15 protein-coding genes are annotated in these 17,581 nt (G+C 70.0%); 6 read left to right on the forward strand and 9 right to left on the reverse strand.

All coding sequences use genetic code 11. The annotated features are described in order from the left end of the window. Nucleotides 1-5: 5 nt before the first annotated feature. The 3 genes from D7Y13_RS04060 (at nt 6) to D7Y13_RS04070 (ending at nt 4,571) form a co-directional block, all read left to right on the forward strand. Nucleotides 6-1,340, forward strand: a complete 1,335-nt coding sequence (locus D7Y13_RS04060; RefSeq protein ID WP_120533640.1) for a phosphotransferase — start codon at nt 6-8, stop codon at nt 1,338-1,340. Then, nucleotides 1,337-3,541 (forward strand): 1,4-alpha-glucan branching protein GlgB, encoded by a 2,205-nt coding sequence (glgB, locus tag D7Y13_RS04065; protein ID WP_120533641.1) that lies wholly within the window; start codon nt 1,337-1,339, stop codon nt 3,539-3,541. The genes D7Y13_RS04060 and glgB overlap by 4 nt, the downstream gene beginning before the upstream one ends. A gap of 64 nt (nt 3,542-3,605) precedes the next feature. After that, complete coding sequence (locus D7Y13_RS04070; RefSeq protein WP_120582777.1) at nt 3,606-4,571, forward strand: aldo/keto reductase; 966 nt, start codon at nt 3,606-3,608, stop codon at nt 4,569-4,571. 64 nt (nt 4,572-4,635) lie between these two features. On the opposite strand, the gene D7Y13_RS04075 is transcribed toward D7Y13_RS04070, so the two are convergent. The 3 genes from D7Y13_RS04075 to D7Y13_RS04085 all read right to left on the reverse strand — a co-directional run bounded on the left by D7Y13_RS04075 (nt 4,636) and on the right by D7Y13_RS04085 (nt 6,165). Further along, the gene (locus D7Y13_RS04075; RefSeq protein WP_233595363.1) at nt 4,636-4,986 is read right to left on the reverse strand and encodes a PilZ domain-containing protein; all 351 of its coding nucleotides are present in this window, start codon (nt 4,984-4,986) and stop codon (nt 4,636-4,638) included. A 133-nt stretch (nt 4,987-5,119) separates the two neighbouring features. Next, nucleotides 5,120-5,905, reverse strand: coding sequence for a biliverdin-producing heme oxygenase (locus tag D7Y13_RS04080; RefSeq protein ID WP_120582776.1), 786 nt, complete (start codon nt 5,903-5,905; stop codon nt 5,120-5,122). Continuing rightward, on the reverse strand, nt 5,902-6,165 hold the full coding sequence (locus tag D7Y13_RS04085; protein WP_120533645.1) for a hypothetical protein: 264 nt from the start codon (nt 6,163-6,165) through the stop codon (nt 5,902-5,904). Before D7Y13_RS04085 ends, D7Y13_RS04080 begins: the two co-directional genes overlap by 4 nt. A 414-nt stretch (nt 6,166-6,579) precedes the next feature. Between D7Y13_RS04085 and D7Y13_RS04090 the strand changes: the two genes are divergently transcribed. Further along, nucleotides 6,580-7,986, forward strand: coding sequence for a PQQ-dependent sugar dehydrogenase (locus D7Y13_RS04090; RefSeq protein WP_120582775.1), 1,407 nt, complete (start codon nt 6,580-6,582; stop codon nt 7,984-7,986). Nucleotides 7,987-8,019: 33 nt separating this feature from the next. Here the strand turns inward: D7Y13_RS04090 and D7Y13_RS04095 are convergent, their stop codons facing one another. From D7Y13_RS04095 to D7Y13_RS04105, 3 genes are read right to left on the reverse strand one after another with little or no spacing between them, the layout of a single operon-like run. Then, nucleotides 8,020-8,547: a gamma-glutamylcyclotransferase family protein gene (locus D7Y13_RS04095; protein WP_120533647.1), complete on the reverse strand. Its 528-nt coding sequence runs from the start codon at nt 8,545-8,547 to the stop codon at nt 8,020-8,022. A gap of 16 nt (nt 8,548-8,563) precedes the next feature. After that, on the reverse strand, nt 8,564-9,154 hold the full coding sequence (locus tag D7Y13_RS04100; protein ID WP_120582774.1) for a GbsR/MarR family transcriptional regulator: 591 nt from the start codon (nt 9,152-9,154) through the stop codon (nt 8,564-8,566). After that, complete coding sequence (locus tag D7Y13_RS04105; protein WP_120533649.1) at nt 9,151-10,149, reverse strand: polyprenyl synthetase family protein; 999 nt, start codon at nt 10,147-10,149, stop codon at nt 9,151-9,153. Before D7Y13_RS04105 ends, D7Y13_RS04100 begins: the two co-directional genes overlap by 4 nt. A 193-nt stretch (nt 10,150-10,342) precedes the next feature. On the opposite strand from D7Y13_RS04105, the gene D7Y13_RS04110 reads away from it, so the two are divergent. Continuing rightward, nucleotides 10,343-11,836 (forward strand): MFS transporter, encoded by a 1,494-nt coding sequence (locus tag D7Y13_RS04110; protein ID WP_120582773.1) that lies wholly within the window; start codon nt 10,343-10,345, stop codon nt 11,834-11,836. A gap of 12 nt (nt 11,837-11,848) precedes the next feature. Here D7Y13_RS04110 and D7Y13_RS04115 read toward each other — a convergent pair whose 3' ends face one another. From D7Y13_RS04115 to D7Y13_RS04125, 3 genes are all read right to left on the reverse strand, one after another. Beyond that, a complete protein-coding gene (locus tag D7Y13_RS04115) occupies nt 11,849-13,381 on the reverse strand; it encodes a methyl-accepting chemotaxis protein (protein ID WP_120534944.1) in 1,533 nt (510 codons plus the stop codon). A gap of 220 nt (nt 13,382-13,601) precedes the next feature. Continuing rightward, nucleotides 13,602-14,789 (reverse strand): alpha/beta fold hydrolase, encoded by a 1,188-nt coding sequence (locus D7Y13_RS04120; protein WP_199732697.1) that lies wholly within the window; start codon nt 14,787-14,789, stop codon nt 13,602-13,604. A 195-nt stretch (nt 14,790-14,984) separates the two neighbouring features. Further along, nucleotides 14,985-16,235 (reverse strand): hybrid sensor histidine kinase/response regulator, encoded by a 1,251-nt coding sequence (locus D7Y13_RS04125; RefSeq protein ID WP_233595362.1) that lies wholly within the window; start codon nt 16,233-16,235, stop codon nt 14,985-14,987. Between the two features lie 240 nt (nt 16,236-16,475). On the opposite strand from D7Y13_RS04125, the gene D7Y13_RS04130 reads away from it, so the two are divergent. Beyond that, a complete protein-coding gene (locus D7Y13_RS04130) occupies nt 16,476-17,579 on the forward strand; it encodes an ornithine cyclodeaminase family protein (RefSeq protein WP_120534945.1) in 1,104 nt (367 codons plus the stop codon). Nucleotides 17,580-17,581 lie beyond the last annotated feature (2 nt).

A 17,581-nucleotide genomic window follows, 5' to 3' on the forward strand; every position in this document is an offset into this window, starting at 1 on the left:
CGCGCGTGACACCCTTGGACCTGACAAAGCTGCCCGACTTCCTCAAGGCCCAGCGCTGGTTCGCCGGCAAGGCGTGGCCCATCAAGAGCGTCAGCGTGGCGGACCACGTGAACATGGAGCTGGGCACGTGTTCGTTCACGCTCGCCATCGTGGAGGTGGTGTACGAGCTGGGCCAGCCGGAGCGCTACCAGCTCCTGGCGCGGCAGACCCCGGAGGGCCTGACGAGCGCGCTGGAGGACGACACCTGCGTGCGCGCCCTCTTCGCCCTGGCGCGGGAGGGTCGCGAGCTGCCCTCCGGCTCCGGCCGCGTGCTGGGCGAATGGATTGCCTCCACCGACAGCGGCGTGGCCCTGCCGGATCCGCTGCCGGTGCGCCGGCTGAGCGTGGAGCAGAGCAACACGTCGCTCGTGCTGGGGGAGCGGGTCATCATCAAGGTCATCCGCAAGCTCGAAGCGGGCGTGAACCCCGAGTACGAGGTTGGCCGCTTCCTCGCGACGAAGACGTCCTTCCGCGCGACGCCGCAGTTGTTGGGCGCGCTCAACCTGGAAGGCCCCGCGGGCGCGACGTTGGCCCTGGCGCACCGCTTCGTGCCGGACGCGGTGGACGGCTGGAAGTACACGCTGGACCGGCTGCGCCAGACGAAGGCCCTGGGCGACGGCTTCCTGACGGACATGCGGGAGCTGGGCGCGCGCCTGGGGGACCTGCACAAGGCCTTCGCCTCCGCGGCGCCGGACGATCTGGCCTTCTCCCCGGAGCCCCTGTTGCTGGAGGACCTGCAGCGCTGGAGCGCGTCCATCGTGGGCGAGCTGGGCGTGACGCTGGCGGACGCGGGCCGGCTGCACGCGGACCTGGAGGGCCGGCGCGACGGACTCATCGCGTACGCGAAGAAGCTGGCGCACGTGACGCCGTCCGGACAGAAGATCCGCATCCACGGCGACCTGCACCTGGGTCAGGTGCTGCGCTCGGAGAACCAGTGGCTGTTCTTCGACTTCGAGGGAGAGCCCTCGCGTTCGTTCACCGCGCGCCGGGAGAAGTACAGCGCGCTGCGCGACGTGGCGGGGATGATCCGCTCCTTCGACTACGCGGAGGCCACCGTGGCGCTGGAGGGCGGCCAGCCGCGCGGGCGCGTGGGCCCCACCCGAGACGCGTTTTTGGAGGGCTACCGCGCGGCGACCCGAGGCGCGCCCTTCCTGCCGGACACCGACGAAGCGTTTGAGGTGATGTTGCGCGCCTTCGAGCTGGAGAAGCTGTTGTACGAAGTGCGCTACGAGCTCGCGAACCGGCCCGACTGGGTGCGCATCCCCGTCGAGGCCCTGTTGCGGATGGAGGATGCCCAGTGAGGAAGCCGGCGGACAGAGCACAGGTGGAGGCGGAGCTGCAACGCGTGGTGGAGCTGCGCCATCCGGAGCCGCACTCCGTGCTGGGCGTCCACCCGGACGGGGACGGCATGGTGGTCCGGGCCTACCGGCCGGAAGCCGTGTCCATCCACGTGCTGCCGGAGTTCGGCGGCAAGGTGCCCATGGTGCACCGCACCGGCGGCGTCTTCGAGGCGCGCATCAACGGCCGCACGGAGCCCTTCAGCTACCTCTTGGAGGTGGAGTACCCGGGCAAGAAGGTCTTCACGCTGCGCGACCCGTACAGCTTCCTGCCCACGCTGGGGGAGCTGGACCTGTACTTCGCCGGCGAGGGCCGCCACGAGCGGCTCTGGGAGCGCATGGGCGCGCACCTCATCCACCACAACGGGGTGAAGGGCACGTCCTTCGCCGTCTGGGCGCCCACGGCGGCCAGCGTGTCGGTGGTGGGTGACTTCAACGGCTGGGACGGGCGCCTGCACAGCATGCGGCGCATGGGGTCCTCCGGCATCTGGGAGCTGTTCGTCCCGGAGGTCGGCGAAGGCACCCGCTACAAGTTCGAGATCCGCCCGGGCCACGGCGGCGGCCGGCTGCTCAAGTCGGATCCGTTCGCCTTCCGCACGGAGACGCCGCCGGCCACCGCGTCGGTGGTGCACGACCTGGCCCGCTATTCCTGGGGCGACACCGCGTGGCTGGAGGCCCGGGAGAAGCACACGGACGCCGCGCGCCAGCCCTGGAGCGTCTACGAGGTGCACCTGGGAAGCTGGCGCCGCGTGGTGGAGGACGGCGACCGGCCCATGACGTACCGCGAGCTGGCGCCGGAGCTGTCGCGCTACGTGAAGGAGCTGGGCTTCACGCACGTGGAGCTCCTGCCCGTGGCGGAGCATCCCTACGGCGGCTCCTGGGGCTATCAGGTGGGCGGCTATTACGCGCCCACGTCGCGCTTCGGCCACCCGGACGACTTCCGCTACCTGGTGGACTACCTGCACCAGGAGGGCGTCGGCATCATCGTGGACTGGGTGCCGGGCCACTTCCCGCGCGACAGTCACGCGCTGGGCGACTTCGACGGCACGTCCCTCTACGAGCACGCCGACCCGCGCAAGGGAGCGCAGCCGGACTGGGGCACGCTCGTCTTCAACTTCGGCCGCAACGAGGTGCGCAACTTCCTCATCGCCAACGCGCTGTTCTGGCTGGAGGAGTACCACATCGACGGGCTGCGCGTAGACGCGGTGGCCTCCATGCTCTACCTGGACTACAGCCGGAAGCACGGCGAGTGGATCCCCAACCGCTGGGGCGGCCGCGAGAACGAGGAGGCCATCCAGTTCCTGCGCGAGCTCAACGACACCATCCGCCGCAAGCACCCGGGCGTGGTGGTCATCGCGGAGGAGTCCACCGCGTGGCCCAAGGTGAGCCAGCCCACGAGCGAGGGCGGCCTGGGCTTCCACTTCAAGTGGAACATGGGGTGGATGCACGACACGCTGTCGTACTTCGGCAAGGATCCCATCCACCGGCAGTACCACCACAACCAGCTCACCTTCGGCCTGCTGTACGCGTTCAGCGAGCACTTCATGCTGCCGCTGAGCCACGACGAGGTGGTGCACGGCAAGGGCAGCCTCTACGGCCGCATGCCGGGAGACCCGTGGCAGAAGCGCGCCAACCTGCGCGCGCTCTTCGCGTGGATGTGGGCCCACCCGGGCAAGAAGCTGCTCTTCATGGGCGGTGAGTTCGGCCAGCCCGGCGAGTGGAACCACGACAAGAGCCTGGACTGGCACCTGCTGGATGACGCCGGCCACAAGGGCATCCAGAAGCTGGTGGGGGACCTGAACCGCGTCTACCGCGAGCTGCCCGCGCTGCACGACGCCGACAGCGAGCCGGTGGGCTTCCAGTGGCTCCAGCCGGACGCCTCCGCGGCGAACGTGCTGGCCTTCGTGCGCCGCTCGCGCACCCCCGGGCGTCACGTGGTGTGCGTGGCCAACCTGTCCCCGGTGCCGCGTGAGAATTATCGCGTGGGCTTCCCGCTCCACGGCCGTTACGTGGAGTTGGTCAACAGCGACGCAGGGGAGTACGGCGGCAGCGGCCTGGGCAACAACGGTCAGGTGCACACCGAACCCACGGGCTGGGATGGTCAGCCGGCGTCGGTGGCCCTCACCCTGCCCCCGCTGTCGGTGGTGTGGTTCACGCCGGGCTGACAAGGGCGCCTGGAGCGCGTCCTTTCGTCCGGTGACTTCACGGCGGCAACGAAAGGACGCGCGAATGGCCTCGCAGGCAGCGACGAAGCGGAAGCTGGGAACGACCGGGCTGGAGGTGTTCCCACTGTGTCTGGGCGGGAACGTCTTCGGCTGGACGAGCGATGAAGCCACCTCCTTCGCCGTGCTCGACGCGTTCGTCGAAGGCGGCGGCAACTTCATCGACACCGCGGACGTGTACTCGCGGTGGATCCCCGGTCACCAGGGCGGCGAATCGGAGACGGTGCTGGGCAGGTGGATTGCCTCGCGCAAGGCGAGGGACCGCGTGGTGGTGGCCACGAAGGTCGGCGCGGAGACGGCGCTGGGCAAGGGCCTGCGTCGCGAGCACATCGAGCAGAGCGTGGACGCCTCCCTGCGCCGCCTGGGCGTGGAGCGCATCGACCTGTACTACGCGCACTACGACGACCCGAATACGCCATTCGAGGAGACGCTCCGCGCCTTCGACGCGTTGGTGAAGGCGGGCAAGGTGAAGGCGCTGGGCCTGAGCAACCACACCGCGGAGCGCGCCGCGGAGGCGCTGGCCACGCAGAAGCGCCTGGGGCTCGCGCGCTATGAGGTGCTCCAGCCGGAGTACAACCTGGTGGAGCGCCCCGGCTTCGAGAACGCGCTCCAGCCGCTGAGCGAGAAGGAAGGGCTCGCGGTGGCGCCCTACTTCGGGCTCGCGTCGGGGTTCCTCACCGGCAAGTACCAGGAGGGACAGCCGGCGCCGCGGTCCGCGCGCGCGGGCGGCGTGCTGAAGAAGTACGGCAACGCGAAGGGCTGGGGCGTCGTGGCCGCGCTGAAGAAGGTGGCGCAGCGCCGGGGTGCCAGCGAGGCGCAGGTGGCGCTCGCGTGGCTCGCGACGCGGCCCACGGTGGTGGCGCCCATCGCCAGCGCGACGTCGGTGCCGCAGGTGAAGGAGCTGCTGGGGGCGTTCAGCCTGAAGCTGGAAGCGGACGACCTGCGCGAGCTGGACGGCGCGTCGTCGAAATAACGTGTTTCACGGGGCGGGCCCGGGCGTCATGACACCGGGCCGCGGCTCCGCGGTGTCGCAGCCGTCAGGTTTCATCCGCGACGAGCACGGTCTTCAACCGCTCCAGCGTCTCATCCGGCACGTCGATGAAGGACAGGCCGATCTCGAAGCGGGCCACGGCGTCCTTGGGTAGCTTGACGGCCCAGACGATGCGGGCCGTACATTCCAGGGAGCTGCCGTCCGGCAGGAACAACTCCAGGTCCAACCGCGAACCCACGTCCTGCGGCTCGTCGGAGTAGATGCGGGCGCCGCCGAGGCTGACGTCGAGCACCTGCTTCTTCTCCCCGATCTTCATCCGCGCGGGGCGCGAATAGAGGGGAGCCTGGAGCCTGGGGAAGGAGCGGCGATCGATGTTCGAGGTCATCTGGGTCGTCACGATCAGCCATCCTAGCGTGCCTGTCACGAAAGGGCATATCGCCCTCCCAGACGAGGATATGACCCGTGGGGTGGGATGAACCGCCGTGGGTTTACAGTCACCCCATCCCCAAGGGCCGTGTTGCCTGGATGCGTCAGGGATTGAACGGGCCGCGTGGGTTCTCGATACCGGGAGCGTCTCGCGCCAGCTCGTCGCAGATGAGCCCCTGGATGCGGAACGCCAGCCGCGCTTCCTGGACCACCTCCTGGGACTCGAGTTCTCCCAGCGCCACCTCGTCCAGTCGCGCCACCAGCCGACGCTGGAAGGCCTGCATCTCCCCCTCGGACACCGCGTTGTAGAAGGCGGTGCCTCGACCGCCCTCCAGCTCGAACGCCTGCGCGACCTGCTCCGCGCGCTGGGGCGCCGTGAACAGATCCTGCACGCACCGGGCGTAGGCGTGCGCGAGCAGCAGGTGGGGCGCCTCCGTGGCCACCTCGTGGATGCGCTGCGCGTGCAGCCGCGTCTCCGCGCACGCGAAGGGCTGCGTGCGCGTGTCGCCGCAGAACCAGTCCAGATCCGCCGCCAGCGCCGAGGCACGCCGCAGCTCCGGCAGCCGCAGCACCCGCGCGAGCGCGACGTCCTTCACCGCCGGCAGCGCGGACTCGAAGGCCTCGTAGAGGACGTGCAGTTGGCGCAGGTGGTTCACGTAGTGCCGGGCCCGCACGAACTGTCCATACACGCCGCCGTTCCATGAACCGTGGAAGAGCGCCTCCAGGAAGGTGGACTGCTCCACCTGTCGCCGCGCACTGCCCGTCCCCTCCTCCAGGCGCACCGACAGCGGCTGGGAAGACGTCTCGGCCGGCGCGGCCGCCGCGGTCCCCAGCCGCCGATCCCTGGCGGAGCGGATGCCACCCCACCGCAACGTGCCCTGGGGGCTCACTGCTTCCACCCGCCGTTGGGCGCCCCATGCGCGGGGGCCGGGGGCTCCGACGCCTCGGGCTCGTGGCGGGGCTGCTGCGACGCCGCCTCCAGGTGGTGGATGGCCTCCAGCAGCGTGTGGCCCAGCGCGCGCAGGACGTCCTCCTCCAGGCGCAGCGTCACCGGCCCCACCGCCAGGTGGATGTGCCCACAGCTGCACCGCGTGACTTCGGCGCACGGGCCTCGCGCCAGCACCGCCCTGCAGCATTCCTGACCGAGCATCGCGACCTCCAATTGATTTTGATTATCGAAATCAAATTCATGAAGCCACAACGTCTCGCCGGGGTCAAGCCGATCCGCGCCGTTTCCGGATCCCCTGCCCGCCATCGACGCCCCAAAGACAGACATGAAACATCAATAAAACACACACAAAACGACTGTCTTTACCCGCCAATGACAGACATTCATCGATTCAAGTGCGACGGCGCGGAGGGACCCTCACCCCGGGGAAATGGCTGCTTTTCTGTTCATGTAGGTATGAGGGTTCTGGGACACCTGAAAACTGGCTGAAGGTTTGTTCAGGTCCGTTCAGGCCCCTTCGCGGCCACTGAAAAACTGGCTGCAGTTTTGTTCAGTATCCGTTCAGTCCAAGTGAGGGCACCTCGCGTCGAAGTGTCCGGTTAGAAAAAGGGGACCATGCGGCTCACCCTCGTGCTGACGACCTTCCTGGGGCTGGCGTCCTTGCAGCCCGGCTGCCGTTCCAACGACGCCCTCCCCTCCCCGGCTCCGCCCGAGAACCCGGACTCGGCGCTGGGGGACGCGGGCCTGGCGGACGCTGGCGACACCACGGATGCGGGACTCCCCGCCGAGCTGACCCTCCAGCAGGTGGAGGTGCGGGTTCCGGCCGGAATGAATGCGCAGCCGTTCAACGTGACGCGCTCCCTGAACATCCCTTCAGGCATGCAGGTGTCCGTCTGGGCGCGGGTGCCGGGTGCCCGGTTCATCGCCTTCTCTCCGGAGGGCACCCTGCTGGTGTCGGTGCCCGGGCAGAACCGGGTGATGCAGGTGCGCCCCCGGGACGGGCAGGCCCCGGAGGTGACGCAGTGGGCGTCCGGCCTGGGCCGGCCGCACGACATCGTCTTCCACGAGCGCGACGGCCAGGTGTGGGTGTTCCTGTCGGAGAAGAACCGCGTCACCCGCTCCCGGTGGACCGCGGGCGAGGCGACGCGCGGCCCGGTGGACACCGTGGTCTCCGGCCTGCCGGATGCGTCCCTGCCGGAACTGCAGGGCGCGTACGGGCACGAGCTGAAGAACCTCGCGGTGGACTCGCGGCACCGGCTGTACGTGGCCATCGCGTCCACCTGCAACGTGTGCCTGAGCGACACGACGAGCGACCCGCTGCGCGGCGCCATCTACCGCTGGAACTGGGACGGCGGCTCGCGGGAGCTGTTCGCGCGGGGCCTGCGCAACGCGGAGGGGCTGGCGTGGGTGCCGGGCACCGACACGCTGTGGGTGGCGGTCAACAACCGCGACAACACGCCCTACCCGCTGGATGACGGCACGGGGAAGTACGGCAAGGTCATCCCCGAGTACGTGGACAACCACCCGCCGGAGGCCCTCACGTCCGTGCGCGCCGGGGGGCACTACGGCTGGCCCTTCTGCAACTCCAACCCGGACTCACCTGGCGGCCTGAAGCACATGCCCCTGGACCGCGACTACGACATGAACCGGGACGGCTCGAGGGCGGACTGCGCGACGTTGGACAGGACGGACCAGGGCATCCAGGCGCACTCGGCGCCGCTGGGCCTGACGTTCTTCGACAACGGGGAGGTCCACCCGGGATGGAAGCGCGGCGCGCTGGTGGCCTACCACGGCTCGTGGAACCGCACGGAGCGGACCGGCTACAAGGTCACCGCGTTCCCGTGGGATCTCGCGACGGACCAGCCCACGGGCGAGGTGGACGTCGTCACCGGGTTCAAGAACCCGGACCTGAGCGTGTGGGGCCGGCCGGTGGACGTGGCCCTGGCGCCGGGCGGCGGCTTCATCATCAGCGACGATCAGGCCGGCGCGCTCTACCGCGTGGAGCCCGCCGCGCGGCCGTGACCTCCGGGCCTCGCGGCGGATTGCGCGGGAGCTTCAGCGCGTCTCGCCGCGGCCCAGCTTCGCCACGTAGTCCGCGGGCAGCCCGGCGCTCGTCGCACCGCGCACCAGCGCCTCCACGAAGCGCGGGCTCACCGGCCCGTCCTGCGACGCCCGGCGCGGGTTGGTCACGAACGCGGTGGCCTCCAGCTCCTGGCCATCCACGCGCACGCGCACCGTGCGCTCCACGCACATGCCGGTGACGAAGCCCTCCTTGTGCTGGACGATGGACCAGTCCTTGCCGGCGATCTGGAAGAGCCGGCCATACACGCGCGCGCCCGGCGCGTCGGTGAGGCCCGCCACCCGTCCACCCCACCAGCGCGAGGGGAAGTCGTAGACCAGATCCACGTCCAGCGCCTCGGCGAGCTGGCCTTCGGGCAGATCGAAGAAGCCGTAGCTGTGCTGGTCCCTCCATTCCTCGAAGGCGGCCCGGTCCAGGATGGTCGAGTACGCGAAGTACAGCCGGGGCGCGTCCGCATCCGCCTGCGCGCGCGCCTTCATCACCTGATCGTAGTGCGAGTCCATGCGTGCCCTCCTACCACTAGCCCTTGCGCGAAAGGGCGCCGTCGCGGAACGCCCCCAGCACGCCCGCCACGTCCAGGCGCGAGGTCTTGATGAACAGCCGCAGCGCCCGCTCCACGTGCTCGGCCAGCGTGGCCATGCGCTCCAGCCGGCGCAGCCGTTCGGTGGGCAGGCTGCCCACGCCTTCCGCCAGCCGGCGCGCCTCCGACAGGTCCGCCCGGATGCGGGTGACGAAGGCCGCCTCGCGCTCCTCCACCACGTGCGTCACCATCCGCACCAGGTCCGTCTCCGCGGAATAGCGCCACACCGTGTCCTGCGGCACGCGCACCCGCTGCACGGCGCCCCAGCGCTCCAGGTCGCGCAGCAGCATGGACACGCCGCCCTTGGACAAGTCCAGCTCGCGCTCGATCTCCCCCGCGGTCAGCGGCTCACCGCGCAGGTACAGCAGCGCCCACACGCGGCCCTGGTTGCGCTTGAAGCCCCAGAACTCGATGACGTTGCCCACCGCCTCCACGGCGATGGACTCCCACGGCGCCAGCCGGGCGTTGTCCAGCGGAGCAGCGGTCTTCTGGCTCCCGGGATCCCCCCCCGTCCACAGGTAGCCTTTCACGCAGCGCGTCCCTTGACCTGATGGGCGATGCCCTCGGCCAGCTTGTGCGCCCAGCTGGCCAGCTCCGCGCCCGCCGCGTCCTTGGAGTAGGCCCCCAGCTTGTCCAGCGCCGCCTCGACCTCGGCGTTCATCATCGCCATGGACGCCTCCACCGCGCCGGTGGCCTCGATGGCGTTGCCAATCTCCCGCGTGCGCTCCGGGGTGATGACGGAGAACGCCCACGCGTCCTTGAGCTTGCGGCGCAGCGACTCATCGCGCGCCACCGCCAGCAGGATGGGCAGCGACGGCGTGCGCGAGTGCACGTCCGCGTACCGGGGCTTGCCCACGTCCGTGCCCAGGATGTCGCGGATGTCGTCGGCGATCTGGAACGCCACACCCAGGTGCCGGCCGAACGCGTCGAAGCGGGCCATGGCCTCCGGCTGATCCGCCAGCGTCGCGGCCGCCTTGCCACACCAGCCGAACAGGGAACCCGTCTTGCCCTCGGCGATGTAGCGCAGCCGCGTGAGCGGCAGGTTCATGTCGCCCCGCGCCTCCACCTCCGCGATGGCCGCGCGGGTCATCTCCGTGACGATGGCCAGCCCGCTCTGCACCACGCGCGCGTCCAGCAGGGACAGCTGCGTGAGCGCCGTGGACAGGATGAGGTCGCCGCTCATCACCGCGACGATGTTGCCCCAGCGCGCGTTCACCGTCGGGCGGCCCCGGCGGTACATGCCCGCGTCCACCACGTCGTCGTGCAGCAGGCTGGCCGAGTGGATCATCTCCGCCGCCACACCCACATCCACCAGCCGCGCCGCCGGAACCCCCACCACGCCACCGAACAGGCGCACGAGCATGGGCCGCGCACGCTTGCCCCCCGTGCCCAGGCACAGATGACGCGCCGCGTTCATCAGCGTGTCACCTTCCACGTCCGGTCCGACGTCGCCATCCGCGAGCAGTGCGTTCAGCCGCTGCTCCACCTGCCCCAGAAACTCCGTCAGCTCGTGAGCGACATCCATGTACGCGGTCTCCTTCAGGCGTTCATATAGTTCAAGACCGCTTGAACCGCACCTGAATCCAACCTGCCCAGCGGGCAGCCGGACAGCGCGAGGAACGTCAGGGATAAGGCCGGTTGGTGGGCGGCCATGCGCCCGGGCCACACCGGGGGTGCTGTTGAGGGGGAATGGAGGGGCGTGGGACATCTGGGGCCGCGTGTCCCCCGCCGCCTTCCGCCGCCACCTCGTCCAGGGTTTCGCTTCCCTCGCCACCGGAGTCCCACTCTTCCGTCCCGGGGCTTCCCTGCCCGGTTCGTCGGCGCCGCTCCTGGGGGCCCCACCGCCCCCGGACAGCCACCGGGGCCCGCCCGTCCACCGGAGGCTGCGCGGGTCGCTGCGCATGTCCGTCGTGGAGGGGATGTTCGCGGAGGTGTTCACCGCGTGCGCGGGTGCCACGGTGCTCACCGCGTGGGCCATCGCGCTGAAGCTGGGCCCCTTCCTCGTGGGCGTGATGACGGCGCTGCCGTTCTTCGCCCAGTTCGTGCAGTTCCCCGCCGCGTGGCTGACGCTCTGCTTCGGTCACCGGCGGGTGGCGCTCACCGCCGTGTGCCTGTCGCGGCTCGTGATGCTGCCCCTGGCGGTGCTGCCCTGGCTGAAGCTGTCGCTCGCGGGCCAGCAGCACCTGCTCCTGGGCGTGGCCGGCCTGTCCGCGCTTCTGGCGGTGGTGGGCAACAACGCCTGGGTGGCCTGGATGGGGGAACTGGTGCCGCGCGCCGTGCGGGGCCGCTTCTTCGGCAAGCGCACCGCGCTCACCACGCTGATGGGCACCGGCGCGTCGCTCACCGCGGGCCTGCTGATGGACCGGCTGCGGATTGTGGATGGCGTGGGCATGGCCCTGCCGCTGCTGGCGCTGGCCGCCTGCGGGATGGGGCTCGTCACCACACTGATGATGGCCGCGCAGCATGACCCCGCGCCCCCGGGCAGCTCGCCCCGCCTGGAGCTGAAGGCGGCGCTGCTGCCCTGGAAGGATGACGGCGCCCGGCGCGTGCTGCTGTATCAGGTGGCGTGGAACGCGGCGGTGGGCGTGTCCGCGCCCTTCTTCGCGCTGCACTCCCTGCAGAACCTCAAGATGACCTTCGTCATCATGGCCCTGCACGCGGCGGCGGTGGCGGGCGTGCGCGTGCTCACCGCCTCCATGTGGGGCCGCGCCATCGATCGGCTGGGCGCGCAGCCGGTGCTGATGGCGTGCTCGCTGGGGATCAGCGTCATCCCGCTCTTGTGGCTCCTGCCGTCCGCGGGGACGCTGTGGCCGCTGCTGTTCGACGTGCTGCTGGCGGGCTCGCTGTGGAGCGGCCACGGCCTGGCCATCTTCGCGCTGCCCCTCACGGTGGCGCCGCGCCGGGGGCGGCCCTTCTACCTGGCGGCGTTCGCCACCGCGGGAGGTCTGGCCTACGCGGCGGCGGCGGCCCTGGGAGGCGCCCTGGCCGCCCGCATCCCTCAGCAGTTCATGCTGGGCGGACACCTGTGGGCGAACCTGCACGTCCTCTTCGTCGTGTCGGCGGTGGCCCGCCTGGGCGCGGCGTTCCTCGCGGCCCGGGTCAACGAGCCCGGAGCGGCCACCGCGCGCACCGTGGGCCAGGTGGTGGAGCGGCTCCTGCCCCGCCCCCGCCCCGCGCTGCGCGAGGCCCGCGCCCCGGACCTCCGCTCCTGAGGAGCGGCCGGCCTACAGCCGGTAGTCCTTCACCATCGCGGCCACGCGCTCGGACAGCATCTTGAGCGCCACGGCGGACTCGCTGGTGGTGGAGATGCGCTTCACCGTGTCGCCCATCACCGCGTTGAGCTCGTTCACGGCGGTGAAGATCTGCTCGATGCCGGTGGCCTGCTGGTTCACGGTCTGGGAAATCTGACGGGCGGACACCACGCTGTCGCGCACGATGGAGGACAGCTGGCGCAGCGTGTCCCCGGACGTGCGCACCTGCGCGAGCCCGGACTCCATGCGCTGCGTGCCCGCCGCGGTGATCTCCACCGTGGCGAAGATGGCCGTGCTGATGTCCGCCAGGATGCCGCGCACCTGGTTGGTGGCGCGGATGGACTGGTCCGCCAGCCCGCGGATCTCCCGGGCCACCACCGCGAAGCCCTTGCCGTGCTCCCCGGAGCGCGCCGCCTCGATGGCCGCGTTCACCGCCAGCAGGTGCGACTGGTCCGCCAGGTCCTTCACCGTCTCCGTGATGCCGGAGATCTGCTCGGTGCGCTCGCCCAGCGCCATGATGCGCTCGGCGATCTGCTCCACCTGCGAGCGCAGGTCCACCAGGCCCTCGATGCTGTCCGTGATGGCGCTCTCGCCCGTCTTGCCCAGGGCCTCCGCGCGCTCCGCCACGTCGATGACCGCTTCGGCCGCGCGCGACGCCACCACCGACGTCTGGCGGATCTCCTGCGCCGTCACCTGCGTCTCCTGCAGCGCGGCGGCATGGCGCGACACCATCTCGTTCTGCCGGCCCGCGGAATCATTCAGGTGGTCCACCGACCCCTTGAGCATGTCCGACGACTGCTGCAGCTGCACGAGCAGGTCCTTCACCTTCGTCACCATCAGCGTGAAGGCGCCCGCCAGCTGCCCCACCTCGTCCGTGGAGTCGATGCGGACCATCTCCCGCAGGTCGCCGTGCTCCGCGATGCGCTGCGCCGCCTCCGTCAGCTGCACCAGCGGCCCCGCGATGCGCCGCGCCAGCACGATGCCCACCACCACGAACAGCACCAGCGCCAGCACCAGCACCACGCTCACGCCGGTGGTGATGCTCTTCACCTGGGCGCGCGCCGCCGTGCGGTTGAAGCCCACGTGCACGCTGCCCGCCCCGTTCGCCATCCGCGAGCTCAGGTCCATCAGCTCCGCGTCGCGCACGTAGAACGTCGCCTCGCCCGTGGCCTTGCCCAGCCGATCCCTCAGCTCCCGCATGGCCGGGCCAAACTCCCCCGCCACCGCGCGAAGCTGCCCCGTCCCGTCGAAGACGGCCACGTAGGCCACCTTCCCGTTGCGGGCCACCGGCTCCAGCACCGCCTGGAGCGACTCCGCCTGGCCGTTGGCCATGGCCCCCGACAGCGTGGCGGCGAGCGCCGCGGGCATGGCCACCCCCACGTCCCGGCCCTGCGCCTCGAAGGCGGTGGACACGCGCGGGATGAGGTACCCGAAGAAGAGGACCGTGAAGAACAGCGCCACCAGGAGCGGCGCCAGCGAGAGCTTCTGGGACAGGGAAAGTCGCATCCGGGCGTCGGTGGCGGCCTCCTTCCACGCTGTCGCCAGCGCGCGGAGACCACTCCAGAGGGAAATCTGGGAAACGAAGCCCCCCTGGACTATCCAGTGAGGTGCCTTATTGTGAACACCCCCAGCGAGCCCGCGCAATGGCCCCGCGCGTTTCCCGCGTGAAAGTCAGACACCGCGCCCTGGGTAGCCGTCACCCCGGGGCGCGGGCGTCATCCCTTTTTCAGCCCGCCTGACGCTTGGCGGGGGCGCTGTCGTCCCACTTCTCCATCAGGGTGTTGGACGGCAGCTGCTCATCCAGCAGCTTGCGCGCGGACTCCGCGCCGGACACCGGCAGCCCCTGGGGGTTGAGCAGCCCCAGCTGCACCAGCACCGTCGCCTGATCCCAGTAGATGTGCTCGTGGTAGAGCTTGTCGCCGCGGAAGTTCACCACCGCGACGAACGGCACCTCCACGTACTTGCCCGTGGGCGGGATGCCCGGGAGCATCCAGTCCATCTCGATGTCGTGGGTGAAGCAGAAGATGAACTCGTCCACCACGCGGTCGGCACCCACGGTGCGCGACAGCGGGATCATCTTCGTGTCCTTCGGGTTCGCGTGGATGAAGTGGTTCTCGTAGAAGCGGTGCAGGTAGTTGGCCCCCACGCCGCCCGTCATCACCGGCACGCTGTTGACGTACGGATGCGACACCATGGTGGCCATCGTCGCGTCGGCGTCCCGGACGGCGAACTCCAGCTCCGTGTGCCGGTCCCACAGCGCGGACAGGTCGTAGTGGGGACCCATCGTCCGGCGCAGGATGGCCATGGTGCGGGTGTGGGCCATCATCTGCGAGGGCCGGTGGTACGCCGGAGACCCCTGGCGGAAGAAGCCATGCCGCACGCCCGGGTACACGTACAGCTCCACGTCGGGCGTGACCTGCTTGCGCACGCGCGCCACCGCGGACGGGGGCACGAAGCCGTCCCACTCCGCGAAGTTGAGCACCATCGGGGACGCATCAGGCCCGGCTTCCGCGAGCACGTCCTCCATCCCCGGGGCGCAGTAGGCCACCGCGCAGTCCACCTGGCCGTGCACCGCGAGCTGCGCGGCCAGCGTGCCGCCCAGTCCGAAGCCCAGCGCGCCCACCTGCTTCTTGCCCTTCAGGCCCGTCACCTCCGGCAGGGCACGGGCGTAGGCGACCACCGCCTTCAGGTCCGCTTCCTCCGGCTCTCCCCGCGACGCGAGGTCCGGCGCGACCACCACGTAACCCTCTTCCGCGAAGTGTTCGGCCATGTGCTTGAGGTGTTCGTTGCCCTCGAACGCCTCCACCATCAGCACCACCAACGCCGGGCCACTCCCGGATGCTGGACGACGGATCCACGCCCTCATCGGGTCGTTTCCATCCACGGGAATCCACATCGAGTTGTCGGTCGTCATTGTCTCGCACCCTCCCCAAAGCGGACATGTAAGTCCGGTGGCACCTCACCTCCCGGACGTCTGGCATTGTAGCAAACTGCCCAGAGCTTCGCTGAGAGATTGAGAGGTTTTGATCGGGGCGGATAGTTGTATGCCTTTGACTGAAGTAATCAGCCGGCACTGCAATATCCTCCTGACGCGACGGGACTTGTGTTTTCAGCCTGTCAGCGTTTCCGCGAGCGTGGCATCCGCGCAGGCGGAGAGGTGGCGCCCGTCCTGCTGGGATTGACGCGGCAGACACAGGAAGAAGGTCGTGCCCGCCTCCAGGGTGGATTCGACCCGGAGGGTTCCCCCATGGGCCTCCACGATGCTGTGCGCGATGTAGAGCCCCAGGCCCAGGCTCTCGCGGCCCTCGGTGTCGACGCCCCGGCGGAAGGGCTGGAACAGCGTGGAGCGCAGGTGCGTGGGGATGGGGGCCCCGCCGTTGTGCACCTCCACGTGGACGGTGTCCTCGCCCTGTTCGGACGTGCGGATGCGCACCGGGCTGTCGCTGGGGCTGTACTTGAGCGCGTTGTCCACCAGGTTGGCCAGCACCTGCGCCAGCCGGTCCAGGTCCCACGCGCCCGGCAGGCTGTCGTGGGTGAACTCGCAGAGCACGGTGCGGTCGGGGCGCGCCGCGCGCAGCTCATCCGCCACCTTGCAGCACAGCTCGTTCAGGTCTCCCGGGCGCGGCACCACGGGGATGCCTCCGCCCAGGCGGGCGCGGGTGAAGTCCAGGAGCTGCTCCACGATGCGCTGGATGCGCTCCCCGCCCCGGATCACGCGCTCGAAGGCCTTGCGCTGGCCCTCCGGCAGCGTCTCACGCGCCAGTTGAAGGCTCGCGGTGGTGAGGATGGCGGCCAGGGGGGAGCGGATGTCGTGTCCCACGATGCCGACAATCTGTTGCTCCAGCTCCGCCGCGCGCTGGAGCTGCTCCTCCACGCGCCGCCGCTCGGCCAGCTCCAGCGCCTGCTGCCGCAGCTGCTCACCGCGCAGGTACAGCTCCACGAACACCGACACCTTCGCGCGCAGGATGTCCGGATCCACGGGCTTGAGCAGGTAGTCCACCGCGCCGTATTCGTAGCCCCGGGTGACGTAGGCCGTCTCACGGCTGAGCGCGGTGATGAAGAGGATGGGCAGGTGCTTCGTGCGCTCCCTCGCGCGCACCAGCTTCGCCGTCTCCAGCCCATCCAACCCTGGCATCTGCACGTCCATCAGCACGCAGGCGTACTCGTCCAGGAGCAGCGCCTTGAGCGCCTCGTCGCCGGAGCGCACCGACACCAGCTCCTGGCCCAGCGGCTCCAGGATGCCCTCCAGGGCGAGCAGGTTCGCCGGCACGTCGTCCACCAGCAGCACCCGCGCGCGGCGCAGCTCGTTCGAGGGAGGCTGTGGAACTCCAGCAAGCACGTCGGACACGGCACTGAGCACGGAATTCCTGGGACCAGGAGGCATCACGGGGCTTGTCACTCGGGCGTTGGGGTGGAGGGGCTCGGGTGGCAGACAGGGGCGTGAATTTTGTGACTCCGCTGGATGACGAGCGCTCACGTCCAACAGGGACTGGGAGCTGCCTTGTTCCCTGCACCTGTATTCAAAAGACACAGCGCAGGAGGAATTCCTGCTCAAAACTGTCAGGTTGCAATTCCTGGCAGGGGCGTAAATTCTGAACACATGACGCCCCCGGTCCCTCGCACGCTCCTCATCAGTCCCACCGACCTGCGCGCCATCGTGGCAGGGGTGGGCCTGCACGCCTTGATGGATGAACTCATCCAGTCACTCACCGTGGCGCTGCGGGACCTGGATGCGTCCGTCACGCAGGTGCACAAGCGGGAGGGCTTCTCGCTTTCGGATGAAGCGCGTCCGCTGGGAGCGCTCGGTTGGATGCCCGTCCTGCGGCGGGGCGAGAGCATGACGATGAAGGTGGCGGGCTCCTGCCCCTCCAACATGCTGGACACCGGGCTGCCGACGCTCATCGCGACGCACAGCGTGTACGACGCGCGCACGGGCCACCTGATGGCGGTGATGGACGGCGTGTTCGCCACCGCGCTGCGCACGGGGGCCGCGTCCGCCGTGGCCAGCCGGTGTCTTGCGTCGCCGGACAGCAAGGTGCTGGGACTGGTGGGCTGTGGCGCGCAGGCCGTCACGCAGCTGCATGCGCTCAGCCGCGTGTTCCGGCTGGAGCAGGTGCTGGTGCACGACGTGGATCCGGACGCGGCGCGCTCCTTCGTGCGGCGCGTGGCGTTCCTGGGGCTGGACGTGCGGCCCACGCTGCTGGCGGACCTGGAGGCCCGCTCGGACATCCTCTGCACCGCGACCACCGTGGCCGCGGGCTCCGGGCCGGTGATCTCCGGCCACGCGCTCAAGCCGCATGCGCACATCAACGCGGTGGGCGCGGACCGGGCGGGCAAGACGGAGCTGCCGCTGGCGCTGCTGCGCCGCAGCCTCGTGTGCCCGGACCTTCCCAGCCAGGCGCGCCTGGACGGCGAATGTCAGCAGCTCCATCCGGATCAGATAGGTCCAGACCTGGCCACCGTGGTGCAGCAGCCGGAGGAGTTCCAGGGCTGGCGTCAGCGCAACACGGTGTTCGACTCCACCGGCCACGCGCTGGAGGATCAGGTCGTCACGCGCATGCTGCTGGAGTACGCGCGGCGCATGGGGCTGGGCACGTGGGTGACGCTGGAGGGGCTGGGCGGGGATCCGCTGGACCCGTACGCGCTGGTGCACGGTGACGCGGCGAGCCTGGGCGAGGCGCCGCGCCGCGCCACCGGCAGCTGACG

The sequence above is a fragment of the Corallococcus praedator genome (assembly GCF_003612125.1).
GTDB lineage: Bacteria > Myxococcota > Myxococcia > Myxococcales > Myxococcaceae > Corallococcus > Corallococcus praedator.

Bases quoted from the DNA above. Each gene is read 5' to 3' on its own strand.
- D7Y13_RS04070 (WP_120582777.1), top strand. From the start codon at position 3,606: ATGGCCTCGCAGGCAGCGACGAAGCGGAAGCTGGGAACGACCGGGCTG.
- D7Y13_RS04085 (WP_120533645.1), bottom strand. From the start codon at position 6,165: ATGCTCGGTCAGGAATGCTGCAGGGCGGTGCTGGCGCGAGGCCCGTGC.
- D7Y13_RS04090 (WP_120582775.1), top strand. From the start codon at position 6,580: ATGCGGCTCACCCTCGTGCTGACGACCTTCCTGGGGCTGGCGTCCTTG.
- D7Y13_RS04095 (WP_120533647.1), bottom strand. From the start codon at position 8,547: ATGGACTCGCACTACGATCAGGTGATGAAGGCGCGCGCGCAGGCGGAT.
- D7Y13_RS04105 (WP_120533649.1), bottom strand. From the start codon at position 10,149: ATGGATGTCGCTCACGAGCTGACGGAGTTTCTGGGGCAGGTGGAGCAG.
- D7Y13_RS04115 (WP_120534944.1), bottom strand. From the start codon at position 13,381: ATGCGACTTTCCCTGTCCCAGAAGCTCTCGCTGGCGCCGCTCCTGGTG.
- D7Y13_RS04120 (WP_199732697.1), bottom strand. From the start codon at position 14,789: ATGACGACCGACAACTCGATGTGGATTCCCGTGGATGGAAACGACCCG.
- D7Y13_RS04130 (WP_120534945.1), top strand. From the start codon at position 16,476: ATGACGCCCCCGGTCCCTCGCACGCTCCTCATCAGTCCCACCGACCTG.